This is a genomic window from Actinomycetota bacterium, from assembly GCA_040905475.1.
GTDB lineage: Bacteria > Actinomycetota > AC-67 > AC-67 > AC-67 > DATFGK01.
Map to the genome: position 1 here is coordinate 70,953 of JBBDRM010000136.1, position 16,407 is coordinate 87,359.

Consider the following 16,407-nt stretch of genomic DNA (forward strand, 5'->3'; position numbering starts at 1 on the left):
TAATTCTTTGCGATTTGAAGAAGATGCCAGTCAAGAGCACGCCATATGCGACTTCTTTACGCAGGTCTTGTGGATTTACGATAAACGCGTTATAATAAGTCGCATGAAGAAGAGGCCTGGCTACAACGAAATGGTAGGTCGCCTTGCCGCTCGAGGCATTGAGATGTTCACCCTTGCCGACCTGCGGACAAACTTCGACCTCACAAATACGCAGGCGTATCAGCTTGGGCATCAGCTCGCCCGAAGACGTCTCGTCCGACGGGTCAAGCCAGGCCTCTACGTGATCCTTCACCCCGCGGATTGGCAAGCCGGACCCGGTGCGGGTGTCGACCGCTTTTGGGCTGCCGCGAATGCGGTTCGAGGAGAGCCCCACTACCTCGCGTACTACACCGCTATGGACTTCCACGGCATGATCCAACATCCCCTAAGAACCGTCTTTGTTGCCGTTGAAAGACCTCACAGGAACCTAATGCTAGGCACGGTCGAGGTGAGGTTCGTCAAATTGATCCCACGCAAGCTCTTTGGCCACGAGGAAAGGCGTACGGCTGGTGGTCACGTCGTTCGAGTCGCTCAACTAGAACGTACCTTTCTCGACTGCGTGGACCGTCCCGACCTCTGCGGAGGGATCGAAGAGGTCTTTCGAGGCTTCGCGAAACGTAAGCGGGATCTGGACCATGATCGACTCTTGCGGTTCGTCCATCGACTTGACAAACCTGTTCTTACCAAGCGATTGGGGTTCTTACTTGAGATGGCGGGCGGAGACCCGGAGTTGCTACTCGAGCTCGAACGCACCACTGGCCGCCTCAAACGCTTCGTCCCGTTAGACAAGACCGTTCCGGCAGACGGCGACGAGCGCAACAGCAGGTGGGAGCTCATCGTCAATACGAACTTGCAGCGACTGTTCGCGGCGGCTCGAACATGATCGACGAACACGAAATCACAACGCGAGCAAGAAGACTCGGCGTAGATCCTTCCTACATACAGAAGGATTATGTCTTGAACTGCGTTTTGGCGGCGATTGCCCAAGTCGGCGACGGGCTTGTCTTCCGCGGAGGTACCGCACTCGCTCGCGTCTTCTGGCCCGACTTTCGGTTGTCCGAGGATCTCGACTTCATCACTACATCGAGGATCGCGCCGAAGCTGGCGGCGATTCTGGACCAAGCGGTGGATGCCGCCACTCTACAGTCGGGCTTGGACCTTCGACTCGACTTCGGACCCCCGAAGGGACACTGGTCACGGTCACTTGTTCGATCTGATCGCATCGAGATACTGATCGACATTAACCTGGGCGATCGACCCTACCTTCCCGTCGAACATCTCGAACTCGACCTTCCGTATTCAGACTCCCCCAATCCGTCGCCCAGGATAGGCGTCGTTCAACTCGCCGAGATCTTGGGGAATAAGTGGTTCATGCTGGACGACAGCGACCGGAACGAACCGCGCGACCTATTCGATGTGTGGGCCGGCCTTCAGCGCTTTGACGTGGCCTTCGAGGAGCTCGCTCGTGGCCACCGGGCCAAATACGGATTCGCTCCAATGATCCGGCAACTAAGGAACGCCCGTCGGCTCGAGCCACTGTGGGTAACAAGGCTTTCGCACCAATTGGTGAACCTTCCGCCCTTCGATGATGTCTACGCCTCGGTCCTCCGGTACTACGAAGCATGGCACGGCTCCTCCGGTCGTGGAGCTGATGACTGAACCCCCTCCCTAACCCCCAGGGGCTCCTATCCGGCACCTGTATCACCATGAGATGCAAACCATTCTTGGGCCCCTTGCAAGTTAGTAACGGATCAAAACGTCGAGCTCGCCGTCCTTGCGCAAGACCTGGCAGCCGGTGACGCCCTCGTGCGAGTTGAAGGCGAGGTCGACACGTGCATCCCCGACGCGCATGCCGATCAGATCCTGCCGCTGGAGCCAGTGCGGGAGCGTCGGCCGGGCGATGTAGAGCGTTCCGCTGGGCGCGTCCGCCGATATGCCCCCGTACGAACGGACCATGAGGAGCGATGCGCCGGTCGCCCACGCCTGGGGACGGCACGCGACCGGGTACTCGACCGGCACCGGCACATCCTCGCGAGCGAAGCCGCAGAACAGCTCCGGGAAGCGGCCGGCGGGGAAGAAGGCGCCGGACAGCGCCAGCTGGTCGATCACCTTGTTGGCCGCGTCGTCGAAGCCCATCAATTTCATCCCGTGCGCGATCAGCGAGTTGTCGTGCGGCCAGACGGTTCCCGTGTGGTATCCGATCGGGTCGTAGGCCGGGCTGCGCCGGGACAGGGTGCGGATCCCCCACCCGCTCGACATGTCCGGCGCCAGCAGCCGGCGGACGACGCGCGTGGCGCGCGCCCGGTCGATGATCCGCGACCAGAGGCAATGCCCCGGGTTCGAGGTGATCGACTTGACCTGCTCCTTGTTGCCGTCGAGCGCGACGGCGTAGTAGCCCTCGTCGGGCATCCAGAAGTCCTCGTTGAACCGTCGCTTCAGCTCGGCCGCCTTGCGCTCGAGATCCTTCGCCACGTCGGTGTGGCCGAGGGCCGAAGCGACGCGCGCCACCTGCACCCAGGCGTCGAAGACGTAGCCCTGCACCTCGACGAGGGCGATCGGCGACACGGGGATCGATCCGTCGGCGTGGACGATCCCGTCGTGCGAGTCCTTCCATCCTTGGTTGTCGAGACCGCCGCCCGACTTCTTCCGATACTCCACGTACCCGTCGCCGTCCATGTCGCCGTAGCGGTCGATCCAATCGAGCGCCCGCAGCGCGTTCGGCCACAGCTTCTCGGCAAACGCGCGGTCGGCGGTCCACATCCAGACGCGCCCGTAGATGAGGAGCCACAGCGGCGTCGCATCGATCGTGCCGTAGTAGGGCGTGTGCGGGATCTCCCCGGTACCGGCGAGCTCGCCGACGCGGAGCTCGTGCAGGATCTTTCCGGGCTCCTCCTCACGCCACTCGTCCACCTTCGAGCCTTGGTACTCGGCGAGCGTCTCCAGCGTCCCCTTCGCCAGATCAGGATTCACGCCGAGCGCCTGATAGGCGGTGATGAGCGAGTCGCGGCCGAACAGCGTCGAGAACCACGGAACGCCGGCGTCGATCGCGGGTTTGCCTTCCAGGTCCGTCTGCATCATCCGCAGATCCAGCACCGCGCGGTCCATGTACTGCTGGAGCTGCGGGTTGGAGGCGCGGAAGCGGGTGCAGTGCTTGCGCCAGTCCGAGTAGTCGCGCTCGAGCTCGGCGTGCGTGCGGTGGAGCGGCTCCTCGCCGCCGGCCCGAGGCAGGATGCTCACCTCGATCGAGCTCGAGGACTGTGGGTCCACTCGCAGCTCGAACGTGGCGCCGCGGGAGCTGATGCGTTTGGGATGCGGCTCGAATCTGATCTCGAGCTCCCGATGGATGCCGTCGAGCCCGTCGTAGCCGAACGTCACGCCGTCCTCAGAGATCTCGGGATCCAACATCTTGCCGGACTCCTTGCGCCGGAAACCGCGCACGACGAACAGGTCGAGGAAGTCGGCGCCGAACGTGAGTGAGATGCGCACGCGTCGCCGGTTGGACCCGAAGTTCTGGATGCGGATGGTCTCGTGGAAGCCGTGCTCGAGCCAGCGATGGCGTGAGACCGAGACGTTCTTCTTGGTCTCGACCCCCGTGGGATCCACCGACGTCACCGGCAGCGTCGCCTCGACCAGCATCGAGTAGTTCCGGTCGACCTCGGAGTGCAGGTAGATGGGGCGCATCCCGTCGATCTCGAGCTCGTAACGGGACAGGAAGCGCGTGTCCCGGAAGTAGAGCCCGAGCGCCGCCATGTTCTTGTCGGGGATGTCGCCGTGGCGGTCGCACAGCAGGAAAACGCGGTCGTGCTTGATCGTCTGCACGTCCCGGATGTCGAGCGGCCTGGCCGGGGCTTTCTTCTTCGCACGGACCGCCATGCCGCGGGAGTGTATCGGGCCGTATAATCGCGCCGCGACCGACGAAGGAGACCCTGTGGGCGTCACGATCCACGACTTCCGCGTCACCGATGCAGTTCTCGCGGTGACCGATCCCGACGCCGGAGACGTCGTCTACCTGGGGCCGGCAGGCAACGCCGCGTTCCCGTTCGTGGTGTCCCGGAAGCTATCCGGACCCGGGGGGATGTACATGGACGCCGTCGAGATCCCGGGCTCCGACGTCGACCCGATCGCGTTCATCGAGCGCAAGTACGAACTCGACGGCGAGTCGATCATCCAGAACGTCGTCGACGAGTTCACCGACGCCTCCTTCCCCGGCCCCGGCACGTACACGCTCCAGTATTACGTCTACGACGATCTCCTCCTCGAGACGCCGTTCGAGGTGATCCAATCGGACCCGCCGTACGGTGCGGTCGTGCCCGGCCCGGTGGACGCCGCGCTCTCCAAGTCCACGATCGCGTGGCTCGTCGTGCCCCAGGAAGACGGCACCGAGATAACCAAGCCGATCTGGTACGGCTACGACCAGGGCCGCGTGTACGTCCTCACCGGGAAGGGGGAGCAGGAGATCCCTGGGCTCGCGGGGTCGTCGAAGCACATGCGCTTGATCGTCCGGTCCAAGGATGTGCAGTCGCGCATCGGGGAAGTCCTGTGCGTCTCGCAGACGCTGCCCAAGGAGGCGGATTGGGAGCGCATCGCGCGCGACGTCCTCGTCGGCCGCCGCCTGAACCTGCGCGATGGTGAGAAGGCCGTCGACCGCTGGAAGAAGGACTGCGAGATCGTGATGCTCACCCCGGTGATCGTTCCGCAGGGCGAGGAGTAGCGCCCCCGCTCCGATGGAGCCTCCGGTCGTCCTGTTCGTCTGTATCCACAACGCCGGCCGAAGCCAGATCGCGGAGACGCTCTTCAACGCGTACGCGGGCGGAGCCGCGACCGCGATCAGCGCCGGGCTCGAGCCGGTCGCGGCGCTCAACATCGCGGTAGTCGCGACGATGCGAGACGCCGGCTACGACATCGCCGAGCAGAAGCCGAAACTGCTGACCGAGGAGATGATCGACGCCGCGGACCGCATCATCACGATGGGCTGCATGGACGATCCCGCCTGTCCGGCCGTGCTCGCGGAGGAGGACTGGGGGATCGACGATCCCGCCGGCGCTCCGATGCCGAAGGTGCGGGCGATCCGCGACGAGATCGCACGCAAGGTCCGCACGCTCCTGCGCGAGATGGGGATCGGATCGGTCGGGTAGCCGCCCCCTCAGGCGGGCGGCATCGGCGCCCGATCGGGGAACGCCCTCGGTTCCACGGGCGGCTCGCTTACGCCCGGCGGGCCGGGGCGGCGGCTGCGACGGATCAACGTCCAGCCGAGAAGGAGGAGCAGCGCGACGACCGGGGCGCCGACGATCCCGAGCGACCTCGTGTTGTATGCCGTGCTCTCCGCGCGGAACGCCAGGCTCTTTCCGAGCTGCGGCGTCCATGTGACGGTTCCGCCGTCGATCTGATCGGGATCGCCGGACGTCGTCGAGACCTCCCCCGGCAGCTCTCCGCGGAGCCGAAACTTGAAGAACTCCCCGGCCGCTTGGGTGACGATCGCCTCAAGCGCCGCGCGGCTCTCCTCCGGAGCATTTCCGAGGACGCCGGTCGAGGTGAGATCGATCGATCCCTCGACGACCGATCTCGTTTTCAAGAATCCCGACTCGCGGTCGATCTTCAACGTGAAGAATTGGGCCGTCGGGCCCTCTTGCTCCGCGGCGATGCGCTCGAGCTCGGCCATGGCCCCGTTGAACTCTTCCGGGCTCTTGAACGAGCGTTCCAGGCTGATCGTGAGGCCGCCGCCTTCGGCGGACCGGCCGCACGTCCATCCGACCGTGGTGAGCTCCGCGGGGCACGCCAGGGCGGCGAACGGATCCTCCCCGGCGTTGCGAGCGAGATCGACGAGCTCCTTGTCGATCACGAAACGAAGCGAGAAAAGCCCGCTGCCGTCTCGTTCGACCTTTGTTACGAGTTCGACGTTGATCTCACACGCCACGCCGGCCAAGCCGAGGACCACGCTCAGCGCGAGCGCGCGGATCCGGCGAGGAACCCGGGGCACGGCCGCATCCTATCAACGTGCTCGAGCCGCAGCCCCGCTCTATGCGTCATCCTTGCGCATCCGGTAGGTCCCCGTTGAGGTCTTCTCGATCTCGCCGGCGCGCGCCGCTCGAGCGAGCCAGCGGACGAGCTCGTCGCGCGCCTCGGGTTGCGTCATCGGATTCACGAACCCGGCTTTGAGCGCCCGGTCCCACACCACCGTCCAGTGGAGCGTCTCTTCGCCGGCCTCCTCCAGAACTCGCCGCGCGGCGCCGCCGGGGTCCATCAACGCACCGCCGGCAGAACCTCGCGCGCGAAGAGCTCCACCTGCTCCTCGTCCGACACCGAGAACGGTACGAGCCCGAACGAGCAGACGAGGTGCTCTACACCGAGCGCCTCGAACTCCTTGATCCGGGCGATGCAATCCTCGGTCGTTCCGACGAGCGTGTCGCGTGCGAAATCTTCCATCGCGAGCCCGGAGGCGTCGATCGGCGCGCGGTCGGCGGTACGGGTCCAACGCTTCGCGAGGTCGTCGTGGTCTGCTCCCACGACCGTATAGAGGCCGAGCGAGCGGCGGACGGTTGCGGGATCGCGCCCGGCGCGAGCGCAAGCGCGCTCGAGCTCGACGATGCGCTCCGCGTACGCATCCGGCGTCCAGCGCCATACCGTGTTCCACCCGTCGGCCGCTTCCGCCACGATCCGCATGAGCTTCGGGCCGCCTTTGCCGCCGACCCAGACGGGCGGGCGCGGCCGCTGCACCGGCGGCGGATCGTTCGGCGCGTCTTCGACACGGTAGTAGCGTCCCTCGAACGAGAATCGCTCCTGCGACAGCATGCCGGCGAGGATCACGACCGTCTCGCGGAGGCGCTCCATCCGCTCGGCCACCGGGGCGAAGTCGTATCCGAACGCGCGATACTCGTCCTCGTACCACCCCGCGCCGACGCCGAGATCCAAACGGCCGCCGGAAACGATGTCGAGCGTCGCCGCCATCTTCGCGAGCAGCGGCGGATGGCGGAACGCCTCACACAGCACGAGCGTGCCGAGCCGCACCCGCTGGGTCTCCACGGCGAGCGCCGCCAGCGTCGTCATCGCTTCGAGCGAGGCATAGCGCCTCGAAGGACCGCCGTACCGTGACAGGTCGAGGAAGAAGTGATCGGACATCCACACCGAGTCGTACCCGAGCTCCTCGGCCCGCTGCGCGAATGAGATCGTGGCTTCGAGGTCGGCGACGCGGCCGTCCGGATACGAGAAGTCGTAGTGCGGGAGTGCGATGCCTACCTTCATCGCTTCAAAGCCTACCGGCCGCATGAGTGGGTATGCTCCGCGCGATGCCGGCCATCTCGGTGCGGGGACTCCGCAAGTCATACGGGACGCTCGAAGCCGTCCGCGGCGTCGACCTCGAGGTGGGAGAGGGCGAGGTCTTCGCGCTCCTCGGCCCGAACGGCGCCGGTAAGACGACCACCGTCGAGATCCTCGAGGGCCACCGGAAGCGCGACGCCGGAGAGGTGTCGGTCCTCGGCCAGGATCCGGCCAACGCCGGCCGCGTCTACAAGGAACGGATCGGGATCGTCCTGCAGTCGACGAGCATCAATCCGTATCTGACCGTGGGCGAGATCGTCGAACAGTTCCGCGGCTTCTATCCGAACCCGCGGCCGCTCGGCGAAATCCTATCGCTGGTCGGGCTGACCGAGAAGCGCGATGAGCGGGTCAGGCGACTCTCCGGCGGGCAGCAGCGCCGCCTCGACGTCGCGATCGGACTCGCCGGCAACCCGGACCTGCTCTTCCTCGACGAGCCGACCACCGGCTTCGATCCGGCGGCCCGGCGCGGCGCGTGGGAGATGGTGAAGGGCCTCAGGGATCTCGGCAAGACCATCCTGCTCACCACGCATTACATGGACGAGGCGCAAGCGTTAGCCGATCGCGTCGCCATCATCACGGCCGGGCGGATCGTGGTCGAGGGTCCGCCGTCGACGCTCACCGGAACCGGCGAGCGCGTGACGCTCGTTCGATTCCGCCTGCCCACCGAGGCGCCGGCGCTCCCGAGAGCGCTGAAGGCCATCGCTTCCGTCAGTGCGTCCGGCGTGGAACTACGCACCGACGACCCGACGAGAACTCTGCACGAGCTGACGAGCTGGGCGATCGGCAAGGGCATGGCCCTCGAGGGGCTCGAGGTCGCGCGGCCGACTCTGGAGGACGTCTATCTCGAGCTGACGCGCGAGGCTCCGGAGACGGCGTCGTGAGGGATCTCCAGTTAGCCCTGCGTCAGGTCCGGTATGAGAACGTCGCCTTCTGGCGGAACCCCGCGGCCGCCTTCTTCACGTTCGCGTTCCCGCTGATCTTCTTGGTGATCTTCAACCTGATCTTCGGGAGCGACACAACCGACCGATTCGGCGAGGTCGTGAGCCTCTCTAACTTCTACATCCCCGCGGTGGCCGCGTTCTCGGTCATCACGGCGTGCTACACGAACATCGCCATCGGAGTAACGTTCGCGCGCGACGAAGGACAGCTGAAACGGATCCGCGGAACGCCTTTGCCGGGGTGGGCCTACCTCTTCGGCCGAATCGCGCACGCCATGCTCATCGCTCTCATCTTGGTCGTGATCGTCGTTCTGTTCGGCCGGGTGCTCTACGACGTCGACATCCCGGGAAAGACGATGCCCGCGTTCGTGGCCTCGGTCGCCGCAGGCGCGGCCGTGTTCGCCGCCCTCGGCCTTGCGGTCACGGCGATCATCCCGAATCCGGACGCTTCTCCTGCGGTGACCAATGCGACGATCCTGCCGCTGTTGTTCGTATCCGACGTGTTCATTCCGCTCGGCCCCGACACCCCCAAATGGCTGGGGACTTTCGCCGACATCTTCCCGATCAAACACTTCTCTCACGCCCTGATCACCGCGTACAACCCGAGCGGAACCACGACCGGCTCGGGCTTCGTGGCTTCGGACCTGATCGTCATGGCCTTTTGGGGAGTCTTCGGCGTCGCCGCCGCCGCCCGGTTCTTCTCCTGGGAGCCGCGGACCTAAGTTCGGCACCCGACCGATCGGGAGGATTCGGGCCGCCCCGCGTCGAAACCGATCACGTCAGCGTCGCTTACGAGGGGGCTCCAGCATGCGCAACTTCTTCAAGTCGTGGATGGTCGGCCTGGTCATAGGACTCGGTCTGCTTTCCGGGGCGATGGCCGGCGTCGGGCTCGGGCCTCTGAAAGAACAGACGAGCAAGATCACCGACCGCCCGGCGAAGGCACTCCCTGCGGCGCCGGCGGCGAAGGCTGCGCCGGCGGCTGCCTCGCACACCGAGCCGGCCCAGGTTCCGGCCCTCGCGGCCCAGCAACTGGACCTGAACCTGCCCGGCAAGCTCCCGGGTGGGAGCTTCTTGGTCGGTTCCGACGCGACGAACCTCTACCCCTCGCCGACGCTCTTCGGCGGCGAGACGTGGCAAACCGAGGGCTGCACGCGGCTCGAGGACGGAGAGCTTGACCTGACTCACGTGCTTCCGGGCGACGGGCACGGCCACCCGTTCGCGTCCAAGGATTGCATCTACCTCGGCGGGTTCGGCATCCCCGCGCCGGTGCGTCCTGCGATCGAGTACGACGACGGCGGCGTGTGGGTCCGATCGATCGCGATCTCCAACGGTGAGTCTACGGTCGTCATGCAGATCCTCGACGCCGTCGGCTGGTTCGCGGCGTACAGCGACCAGATCTGCGACGGGTGCGGCATCAACGACATGCGCGCGAAGATAGCCGCAGACACGGGAATTCCGGCTTCGAACATCTCGATCGGCGCGACGCACACCCACGCCGGGCCGGACGGCTACGGCGGCTGGGGAGGACTGCCCACCTGGTACTGGGACCAGATCCGGGACTCCGTGATCGCATCCGCGAAGCAGGCGCTCTCCAACATGGAAGGGGCGACGATCACCGTCGGCGAGGCCGTCCTCCGTGACTTCAACAACGAGCGCCGGGATCACTACTACTCGACCGCCGACTATCAAGCGACCTGGCTCCAGGCCCGGGCCGCCGGAAGCGGCGCGGTGCTCGCGACGCTGACCAACTACGCGGGACACCCGACCTTCGTGGGTGGTCCCGTCCTTCACGCCGACTGGCCGGGTGCCGCCGCACGGCGTCTGGAGGGGCTCTACGGCGGAGTAGGCCTCCTGTTCGAGGGCGGCCTTGGGAACGTATCGATCCGCGGCCGCGGCGGGGAGACCGAGGACGAGGAAGCCGAGAACACGGGGAAAGCGTTCGCCGAAGCGATCGCCGGTGACATCGGGATCGGCGGAACGACCCTCACGACGAACGACGTCGCCGCGAGCTTGGCGGAGATCCAGCATCCGGTCACGAACCCGGTGCTAGCCGCCGGCGGGCTCGTCAGCCTCTTCGCGCGCGACTTCCTCCCCGGAGGCGGCGGCGCGCTGCCCGGCGCCTACCACTGGGCGAAGCCCGACCTCCCAGACCCGGGCCACTTGCGAGGCTGCACCACGGCCTCGGCGGTGGGCGTTACGACGTTCGCCGGCGGATACCGGATCGGGAACGCGCTGATCCTGTTCGCGCCCGGTGAGATCTTCTCCAACATCACCGAGGTCGCGAAGTCGAAGACGTCCGGCTCATCGATGACGTTCGTATTCGCTCAGACGAACGACTCGCTCGGGTACATCATCCAGTCGTTCGAGTTCGACGTGCTGTCGAACGTCGTGACCGAGTACGGCACGCAAACAGCCGAGTACGAGGAATTCTTCGCGATCGATCGCTGCTTCGGCGACCACGTCATGCAGACGCTGCTCGATGAGGCGGGGAAGCTCGGCTTCTAGGCCCTGACGGCTTCGCGCGCGGCACGTTCCGCCATGCGCTGCTCGTACCGGCGGACCTCGTCCGGACCGGCGCCCGGCCCGAGCTCGTAGCGCACGCTGCGCGGGTCGATCTCCTCGCCGCAATGCGGGCACGTCGGTGAGACGTCGAACACTTCGCCGCAGGTCTTGTGGCGGAGGAGAAGGGGAAGTCCTTCCTCCCCCACCGCCCATCGATCGCCCCACTTCTTGAGCGCGAGGATCACCTCGTAGAGATCGATCCCCTTCGGGGTGAGCCGGTACTCGAACCGCTGCGGCCGCTCCTGATAGAGCCGGCGCTCGAGGATGCTCTCGTCCACCAGACGGTCGAGACGGTCGGTCAGGATGTTGCGCGCGATCCCGAGGCGTTCCCGGAAGTCCTCGAACCGCCGGGTCCCGAGGAAGGTCTCCCGGAGCACCAGGAGCGTCCAGCGCTCCCCCACGACCTCGAGCGACTGGGCGATCGTGCAGTTCATCCCGGCGAAGCTCTTGAGCTTCATGACCTCACGATACGGTACCGAGTTGCATCATGCAACTGTCGCTGCTAGATTGCGTTGCGTGATGCAACCGACCGAGGAGGCCCCGATGGAAGCGGTCGCCCACCAGCTCCCCACGAACGGCCGGCTCCGCTCCAAGCAGGTGACCTGGGAAGACCCCATGGCGCTCGCTGCGGAGGCACGCGGCATGAGCGGGCTGGAGTTCCTGCGCTCGATGATCGAGGGCCGCCTCCCCCGCCCGCCGATCGCTTCGTTGTTGGGCTTCACCTTGGTCGACGTCGGCGAGGGCTGGGCCGTGTTCGAAGGCGAGGTCGGCGAGGAGCACTACAACCCGATAGGCGTGGTGCACGGGGGCTATCCGGCATGCTGGCCGACTCGGCTATGGGGTGTGCGGTGCAGTCGACACTGCCGGCGGGCTCGGGCTACACGACGCTCGAGTTCAAGGTGAACCTGGTCCGGCCCATCACCGCCGAGACCCGGCTGATCCGCTGCCGCGCGGAGATCGTCCACGTTGGGCGCCGGACCGGCACCGCGGAGGCGCGTGTCACGGATCCGAGCGGCCGCCTCCTCGCGCACGCCACCACGACCTGCCTGATCCTTCGTCCCGAGGAGTGATCGAGATGGCTGCGATCCACGCGCTTCCGGTTCGCACGCGACGTGGGCGGGTCGATTTCGTCCTGCTCGACGGCACGCGCATCGTCATGCGTCCGATCGAGCCGGGCGACAAGGCCGGGATCGCCAACGGCTTCGACCACCTGTCGGAGGAGTCGCGGTACCGCCGGTTCATGGGCGGCGTGAAGCGGCTCACGCCGCCGGTGCTTCGCGCGTTGACCGAGGTCGATCACGAGAATCACGAGGCGTGGGTCGCGTTCGCGCCCGACGACCCCGGCAGCCCTGGGATCGGAGTCGCGCGCAACGTGCGGCTGCGCGACGATCCGACGATCGCCGAGCCGGCCGTCACGGTGATCGACGCCTACCAGGGCCGCGGGCTCGGCACGACGATGATGGACGTCCTCGCTCGCGACGCCGTCGCGCACGGCATCGAGCGCTTCCGCGCATATGTGCTCGTGGACAACCAGCCGATCATCAAGATCCTGCGACGACAGGGGGCAACGATGCGGGTCGAGGAGCCCGGCGTGCTCCGCGCGGACATCGATCTCGACGTCTAGCTGGAAGCAGTTCCGAGGGGGGAGGCGATCGTGAACCGGATGGCTCTGATCGGCGCGCCTCTACTGTCGGTGGTTCTTTCGGTCCGAACTCACACTCGCTCCCGAATGGCTCGTTCCGAGCGCCGTCCGGCGCGGCCGCTCGCCATTGGATGTAGTCGCGTCTGAGATCGCGAACTGTCGCATGCGCCCTGCCGCTAACAGCGCTCAGGATCGCTTCGACGTGACCTAACCCATAAATCCAGTCAGGTGCCCGCTCCATCGCCGCAGAGCTAAGCGGACACGTCGCTAGCAGTAGAAACGTGACTCGTTCCATGTGTACGCGTACGCCTTCTGCCCTGACCACGTGAGTACCTCGTGGTAAGAGTAGGATCGGTAGGTGTAAGTGCCAACGCCTAGACACTTCCACGCCGCGAAAGCTTCAGCCCTTTGTGACTCGCTGTTGGAATCCTCATTCGAGTCGAGGAATTGTTCGCCGTACCATCGGTCTCGATAGAGCTCGGTGTACACGTAGATGCTCGCGTAGTAGTAGATGCAGTACGTCCCCGCAGGACCAAACACATATGGGGACTGATGTTGAGGCTCGTCTGTGGACCCAAAGCAGTCCTTGTGATAGCCGCCCGACTGCTCCGTGGCGGCATCGGGATAGATGTACGGCGCAGGGATGAGATCCTTTGGGCTCTTCACAGAATCTGTGGGAGCGTTCGGGCCGGGCCTGTCTGGATCATTTACCGGCACGCTGAGGGGATTCGGCACCCATTTCCAAATGTTCGCGCGGGGATAGGTAACAGGGCCCGCTTCCACCTGCTTCGCTCGGACGCGGTCCAAGAATTCATCAGGAAAAATCGCCGGCGGCTCCGGGATTGCCGCAGTCATCACCGAGTCCTCCGACGGGACGCTGGCATTTGCCGGAACCAATGCGAAGGAAACCGCGAAAGCCACAACGGCTGCTCGCACCGAATGCTTCATCCACAGACCCAAGGATGCTCCCCCCTTAACGTTCAAGCTGGAGCTGATTGACTGGAGGTTGAGGCACGCCTCGAGGAATCACTCGAGATCCGTCCCCGAAATCGCGCTGTCGCGAGGTTGCAGCTACTAGGCTAAAGATGAGGATCAAACTGACGAGGGCCAATGGAAGGGCGAGCCTCGCAAGCCTGCGGACGATTTGTCTCATATAGGCGTTATATGCGCTGTAGCCGTCCTTGAGTCAAGGCGAGCGGATGCACCGTGTGTGGCTTCCTAAATCGAGGCGCGTAGTCTTCGTGGAAGGCACGCCCCCCCGGTGGGGGGTTTCACCCGTTTTGGGGTCACCGGACGATCTTCTTCCTCCGATTCCGATGCGAGCGCTCCCGATCCAGATGGCCGCCGGGTGCGGTCGGAAGCGCCATCGGATCGCAAACAGGTGGTTCCTGCAACGTTCGACGATGGCTTATGGCGCCGTTGGCCCGACGGGCGTACCTCCAGCTGTCCAATTCTTCAGGAAGCGACTCGGTCTTCGTCGGATAAGGAAGGGGTCGCCGGTTGTGGTTGCGGACTCGCTTTGGGTTTGCGAGGTGGGAGGTCTGTGGTTGGGGTTCGTGGCGAGGTCGGGCGATCTAGAGGAGGTATTCGAAATTCGACCCGCTGCAACGGGAAATTCCTGAGACGCAGGAAGTCTGCGACGGCGGGACCGGATAGTATGCGGTCGAGCCGAGTCGATTAAATGGCCGGTTATGGAAAGTGAAGTGTCCTCTAGAGGTACTTCATAACGTCTTCGGCGGAGCGGATCTCCGCGCCCGCCGGGATCTGAGCACCAGACGGCACGCGGACCCGCGGGTAGAGCGACACGTTGTCCGACAGCGTGACGCCCGGCTGCAGGATCACCTCGTCCCCCAACGCAACGAAGTGCTCGACGACCGTCGGTTTGTCGGGCTGCGAACGGACTTCGGCCATCGAGCCGACGTACGAATCGGTCACCTGTGCCGCCCTGCCGATCGCGGCGCCGTCGCGGATGTTCGAGCGGACGATCCGGGCGCCCTCGTGGATCTCGCAGCCGTCGTCGATGTTGCTCTCTTCGAGGTGCGCGCCGACGCGGATCTCCGAGTACTTCCCGATCCGCACGCCGGGTCCGAGCGTCACGCTGCCCGACGCGATCTTCTCGCCGAGCGTGGTGTGGTCGTGGGCGTCGCGCATGTCGAGCGACTCGGGTTCGATCCAGATCCCCCGCGCGGCGTCGAATGGTTCGCCGAGCAGGCGCGTCACCGAAGAGAACCGCCCCCGGAGCGCGTCGACCATCGACTCGATGTAGTCCGGCACGTTCCCGAGATCGCCGATCCGTTCGACGGGGTAGGCGTAAGCGAGCTCACCCTTGCCGACGAGCCACGGCAGGAGATCGAGCCCGAAATCGAGCCGCTCCTCCGCCATGGCCTGCACGTCGACATGCTCGGCCAGCTCGCGCAGCCGCGTCATGTCGACCAGGTAGAAGCCCGCGTTAGTGAGCAGCGGCATGCGATCGAAGTCGGCCTCGGACGGCGCCGGGAACGCCTCGTGGATCTCCGCGAGGGTCGGCTTCTCGACGAACTCCTGGATCCGCCAGTCCGGATCGGTGAGCATCACGCCGTACTTGCCGGCGACGGCAATCGGCTCGCGGACCATCGCACCGATGGTGACCACGGCCCCCGATCGCGCGTGCGCCTCGGCCATCGCGGCCAGGTCGAAATCGATTATCGAGTCGGTTGGGAACACCAGGACCGTTCCGGTGATGTCCCAGTACGCGGCGTTGCGGAACGTCGCGTCGGCGCTCCCGGTGTTGAGGGCGTCGAACTTAACGCGCGAGTAGCGGACCCGCACGCCGAGCGGCTCGCCGTGCTCGATGAGCATCTTGATCTGGTATCGGTTCTCTTTGCCGTGCGCGACCATGAAGTAGTCCTGTACGCCCTCATGGGTCAGGATCTCGAGGATCCAGCGCACCAGCCGGCGGCCGACGAAGCTCATCGCCGCCTTCGAGCGGAGGTAACCGGGGGCTTTGACGGTGAGAGTCCGGGCGCGCTCGCCGCGTCCGCCCGCGAGCCCGATCCCGACGATCGGTCCGGTCGCGAACATGCTCTCAACGGCCACGAGCCCATCCTACGTAGCCTGCCCGCTCGACCGGGCGGCTTTCCGCTGAAAGAGTGGGCCCCCGGGAGACGGTGGGGGAGCTGGTCGGCTTGGTCTGCCGCCCCCGGGGGCACCGAGGTTGCTACGAGGTTGTTACCCATTATGCGCTCGCCTTCGTCACGCCGCTCGGGGTTCTTGCCGTCGGTTTCAGTCGGATGAGGAGGCATCTCGGGCGTGCTAACGTGGGACGTAACCCCGCCTGTCGCCCGCCCTCCCGGAAGGACTCGATGGCCACCAAGGAACAGGTGCTCGACGCGCTCTCGAAGGTGCTCGACCCCGAGATCGGCAAGCCGATCACCGAGCTCGAGATGGTGCGTGACGTCGTGCTAGACAACGGCACGGTCACGGTGGACGTCCTCCTGACCGTTCCCGGCTGCCCGATGAAGGACCGGATCGAGCGAGACGTGACCGCCGCCGTGGCGCCCCTGGAGGGCGTCAAGGCCGTTCAGGTTCGCCTGGGGGTCATGACGGAGGATCAGCGCCAGACGATGGTCGGCAAGCTCCGGGCCGGGCAACCGCAGGGTCAGCACCGGCCGATCGCCTTCTGGGGCGAAGGGACGCGAACCAAGGCGATCCTGGTCGCCTCCGGTAAGGGCGGGGTCGGCAAGTCGTCGGTGACGGCCAACTTGGCCGTGGCGCTCGCCCAGCAGGGCTTCAAGGTCGGCGTGGTCGACTGCGACGTCTGGGGGTTCTCGATCCCTCGCATGCTCGGCGTCAGCGGCCGTCCGACGTCCTTCAACGGCATGATGCTGCCGCTCGAGGCGCACGGCGTGAAGGTCATCTCGATGGGCTTCTTCG

At 65.6% G+C, this 16,407-nt stretch carries 18 protein-coding genes; 11 read left to right on the plus strand and 7 right to left on the minus strand.

Annotated elements, in window-relative coordinates:
• The first annotated feature begins 103 nt into the window (after positions 1-103).
• Both WEB06_16565 and WEB06_16570 read left to right on the plus strand, forming a co-directional pair.
• The gene (locus WEB06_16565; protein MEX2557228.1) at positions 104-922 is read left to right on the plus strand and encodes a type IV toxin-antitoxin system AbiEi family antitoxin; all 819 of its coding nucleotides are present in this window, start codon (positions 104-106) and stop codon (positions 920-922) included.
• Positions 919-1,698, plus strand: a complete 780-nt coding sequence (locus WEB06_16570; GenBank protein ID MEX2557229.1) for a nucleotidyl transferase AbiEii/AbiGii toxin family protein — start codon at positions 919-921, stop codon at positions 1,696-1,698. Before WEB06_16565 ends, WEB06_16570 begins: the two co-directional genes overlap by 4 nt.
• 81 nt (positions 1,699-1,779) lie before the next feature.
• Here WEB06_16570 and WEB06_16575 read toward each other — a convergent pair whose 3' ends face one another.
• Entirely contained in the window at positions 1,780-3,912 is a 2,133-nt protein-coding gene (locus WEB06_16575; GenBank protein MEX2557230.1) for a glycogen debranching N-terminal domain-containing protein, read from the minus strand.
• Between the two features lie 55 nt (positions 3,913-3,967).
• Between WEB06_16575 and WEB06_16580 the strand changes: the two genes are divergently transcribed.
• Both WEB06_16580 and WEB06_16585 read left to right on the plus strand, forming a co-directional pair.
• Positions 3,968-4,750, plus strand: a complete 783-nt coding sequence (locus tag WEB06_16580; GenBank protein MEX2557231.1) for a hypothetical protein — start codon at positions 3,968-3,970, stop codon at positions 4,748-4,750.
• Positions 4,751-4,763: 13 nt separating this feature from the next.
• The gene (locus WEB06_16585; protein ID MEX2557232.1) at positions 4,764-5,174 is read left to right on the plus strand and encodes an arsenate reductase ArsC; all 411 of its coding nucleotides are present in this window, start codon (positions 4,764-4,766) and stop codon (positions 5,172-5,174) included.
• 8 nt (positions 5,175-5,182) lie between these two features.
• Here the strand turns inward: WEB06_16585 and WEB06_16590 are convergent, their stop codons facing one another.
• Genes WEB06_16590 through WEB06_16600 form a run of 3 tightly spaced genes read right to left on the minus strand, consistent with a single transcriptional unit; the run spans position 5,183 to position 7,278 of the window.
• Entirely contained in the window at positions 5,183-6,016 is an 834-nt protein-coding gene (locus tag WEB06_16590) for a hypothetical protein (protein ID MEX2557233.1), read from the minus strand.
• Positions 6,017-6,055: 39 nt separating this feature from the next.
• Entirely contained in the window at positions 6,056-6,280 is a 225-nt protein-coding gene (locus tag WEB06_16595) for a hypothetical protein (GenBank protein ID MEX2557234.1), read from the minus strand.
• A complete protein-coding gene (locus tag WEB06_16600) occupies positions 6,280-7,278 on the minus strand; it encodes a TIGR03560 family F420-dependent LLM class oxidoreductase (GenBank protein MEX2557235.1) in 999 nt (332 codons plus the stop codon). The genes WEB06_16595 and WEB06_16600 overlap by 1 nt, the downstream gene beginning before the upstream one ends.
• A gap of 44 nt (positions 7,279-7,322) precedes the next feature.
• Between WEB06_16600 and WEB06_16605 the strand changes: the two genes are divergently transcribed.
• The 3 genes from WEB06_16605 (at position 7,323) to WEB06_16615 (ending at position 10,796) form a co-directional block, all read left to right on the plus strand.
• Positions 7,323-8,234: an ABC transporter ATP-binding protein gene (locus WEB06_16605; GenBank protein ID MEX2557236.1), complete on the plus strand. Its 912-nt coding sequence runs from the start codon at positions 7,323-7,325 to the stop codon at positions 8,232-8,234.
• Positions 8,231-9,013 (plus strand): ABC transporter permease, encoded by a 783-nt coding sequence (locus WEB06_16610; protein MEX2557237.1) that lies wholly within the window; start codon positions 8,231-8,233, stop codon positions 9,011-9,013. Before WEB06_16605 ends, WEB06_16610 begins: the two co-directional genes overlap by 4 nt.
• 85 nt (positions 9,014-9,098) lie before the next feature.
• Entirely contained in the window at positions 9,099-10,796 is a 1,698-nt protein-coding gene (locus tag WEB06_16615) for a hypothetical protein (GenBank protein ID MEX2557238.1), read from the plus strand.
• On the opposite strand, the gene WEB06_16620 is transcribed toward WEB06_16615, so the two are convergent.
• Positions 10,793-11,311, minus strand: a complete 519-nt coding sequence (locus tag WEB06_16620; GenBank protein ID MEX2557239.1) for a winged helix-turn-helix transcriptional regulator — start codon at positions 11,309-11,311, stop codon at positions 10,793-10,795. The genes WEB06_16615 and WEB06_16620 overlap by 4 nt on opposite strands.
• Before the next feature lie 85 nt (positions 11,312-11,396).
• On the opposite strand from WEB06_16620, the gene WEB06_16625 reads away from it, so the two are divergent.
• The 3 genes from WEB06_16625 to WEB06_16635 are packed head-to-tail and all read left to right on the plus strand — an operon-like array spanning position 11,397 to position 12,477.
• Entirely contained in the window at positions 11,397-11,756 is a 360-nt protein-coding gene (locus WEB06_16625) for a hypothetical protein (GenBank protein MEX2557240.1), read from the plus strand.
• Positions 11,690-11,923 carry a PaaI family thioesterase gene (locus tag WEB06_16630; GenBank protein MEX2557241.1) on the plus strand — a complete coding sequence of 78 codons (234 nt, stop codon included), beginning with the start codon at positions 11,690-11,692 and terminating at the stop codon, positions 11,921-11,923. The genes WEB06_16625 and WEB06_16630 overlap by 67 nt, the downstream gene beginning before the upstream one ends.
• A 5-nt stretch (positions 11,924-11,928) precedes the next feature.
• On the plus strand, positions 11,929-12,477 hold the full coding sequence (locus WEB06_16635; GenBank protein MEX2557242.1) for a GNAT family N-acetyltransferase: 549 nt from the start codon (positions 11,929-11,931) through the stop codon (positions 12,475-12,477).
• Between the two features lie 285 nt (positions 12,478-12,762).
• Here the strand turns inward: WEB06_16635 and WEB06_16640 are convergent, their stop codons facing one another.
• Both WEB06_16640 and WEB06_16645 read right to left on the minus strand, forming a co-directional pair.
• Positions 12,763-13,350 (minus strand): hypothetical protein, encoded by a 588-nt coding sequence (locus tag WEB06_16640; protein MEX2557243.1) that lies wholly within the window; start codon positions 13,348-13,350, stop codon positions 12,763-12,765.
• Positions 13,351-14,205: 855 nt separating this feature from the next.
• A complete protein-coding gene (locus tag WEB06_16645; protein MEX2557244.1) occupies positions 14,206-15,570 on the minus strand; it encodes an NDP-sugar synthase in 1,365 nt (454 codons plus the stop codon).
• 266 nt (positions 15,571-15,836) lie between these two features.
• Here WEB06_16645 and WEB06_16650 point away from each other — a divergent pair.
• The coding region (locus WEB06_16650) for a P-loop NTPase (GenBank protein MEX2557245.1) at positions 15,837-16,407 on the plus strand (571 nt) is incomplete at its 3' end.

Bases quoted from the DNA above. Each gene is read 5' to 3' on its own strand.
- WEB06_16600 (MEX2557235.1), bottom strand. From the start codon at position 7,278: ATGAAGGTAGGCATCGCACTCCCGCACTACGACTTCTCGTATCCGGAC.
- WEB06_16620 (MEX2557239.1), bottom strand. From the start codon at position 11,311: ATGAAGCTCAAGAGCTTCGCCGGGATGAACTGCACGATCGCCCAGTCG.
- WEB06_16625 (MEX2557240.1), top strand. From the start codon at position 11,397: ATGGAAGCGGTCGCCCACCAGCTCCCCACGAACGGCCGGCTCCGCTCC.
- WEB06_16615 (MEX2557238.1), top strand. From the start codon at position 9,099: ATGCGCAACTTCTTCAAGTCGTGGATGGTCGGCCTGGTCATAGGACTC.
- WEB06_16585 (MEX2557232.1), top strand. From the start codon at position 4,764: ATGGAGCCTCCGGTCGTCCTGTTCGTCTGTATCCACAACGCCGGCCGA.
- WEB06_16635 (MEX2557242.1), top strand. From the start codon at position 11,929: ATGGCTGCGATCCACGCGCTTCCGGTTCGCACGCGACGTGGGCGGGTC.
- WEB06_16565 (MEX2557228.1), top strand. From the start codon at position 104: ATGAAGAAGAGGCCTGGCTACAACGAAATGGTAGGTCGCCTTGCCGCT.
- WEB06_16630 (MEX2557241.1), top strand. From the start codon at position 11,690: ATGGGGTGTGCGGTGCAGTCGACACTGCCGGCGGGCTCGGGCTACACG.
- WEB06_16575 (MEX2557230.1), bottom strand. From the start codon at position 3,912: ATGGCGGTCCGTGCGAAGAAGAAAGCCCCGGCCAGGCCGCTCGACATC.
- WEB06_16605 (MEX2557236.1), top strand. From the start codon at position 7,323: ATGCCGGCCATCTCGGTGCGGGGACTCCGCAAGTCATACGGGACGCTC.
- WEB06_16640 (MEX2557243.1), bottom strand. From the start codon at position 13,350: ATGACTGCGGCAATCCCGGAGCCGCCGGCGATTTTTCCTGATGAATTC.
- WEB06_16570 (MEX2557229.1), top strand. From the start codon at position 919: ATGATCGACGAACACGAAATCACAACGCGAGCAAGAAGACTCGGCGTA.
- WEB06_16595 (MEX2557234.1), bottom strand. From the start codon at position 6,280: ATGGACCCCGGCGGCGCCGCGCGGCGAGTTCTGGAGGAGGCCGGCGAA.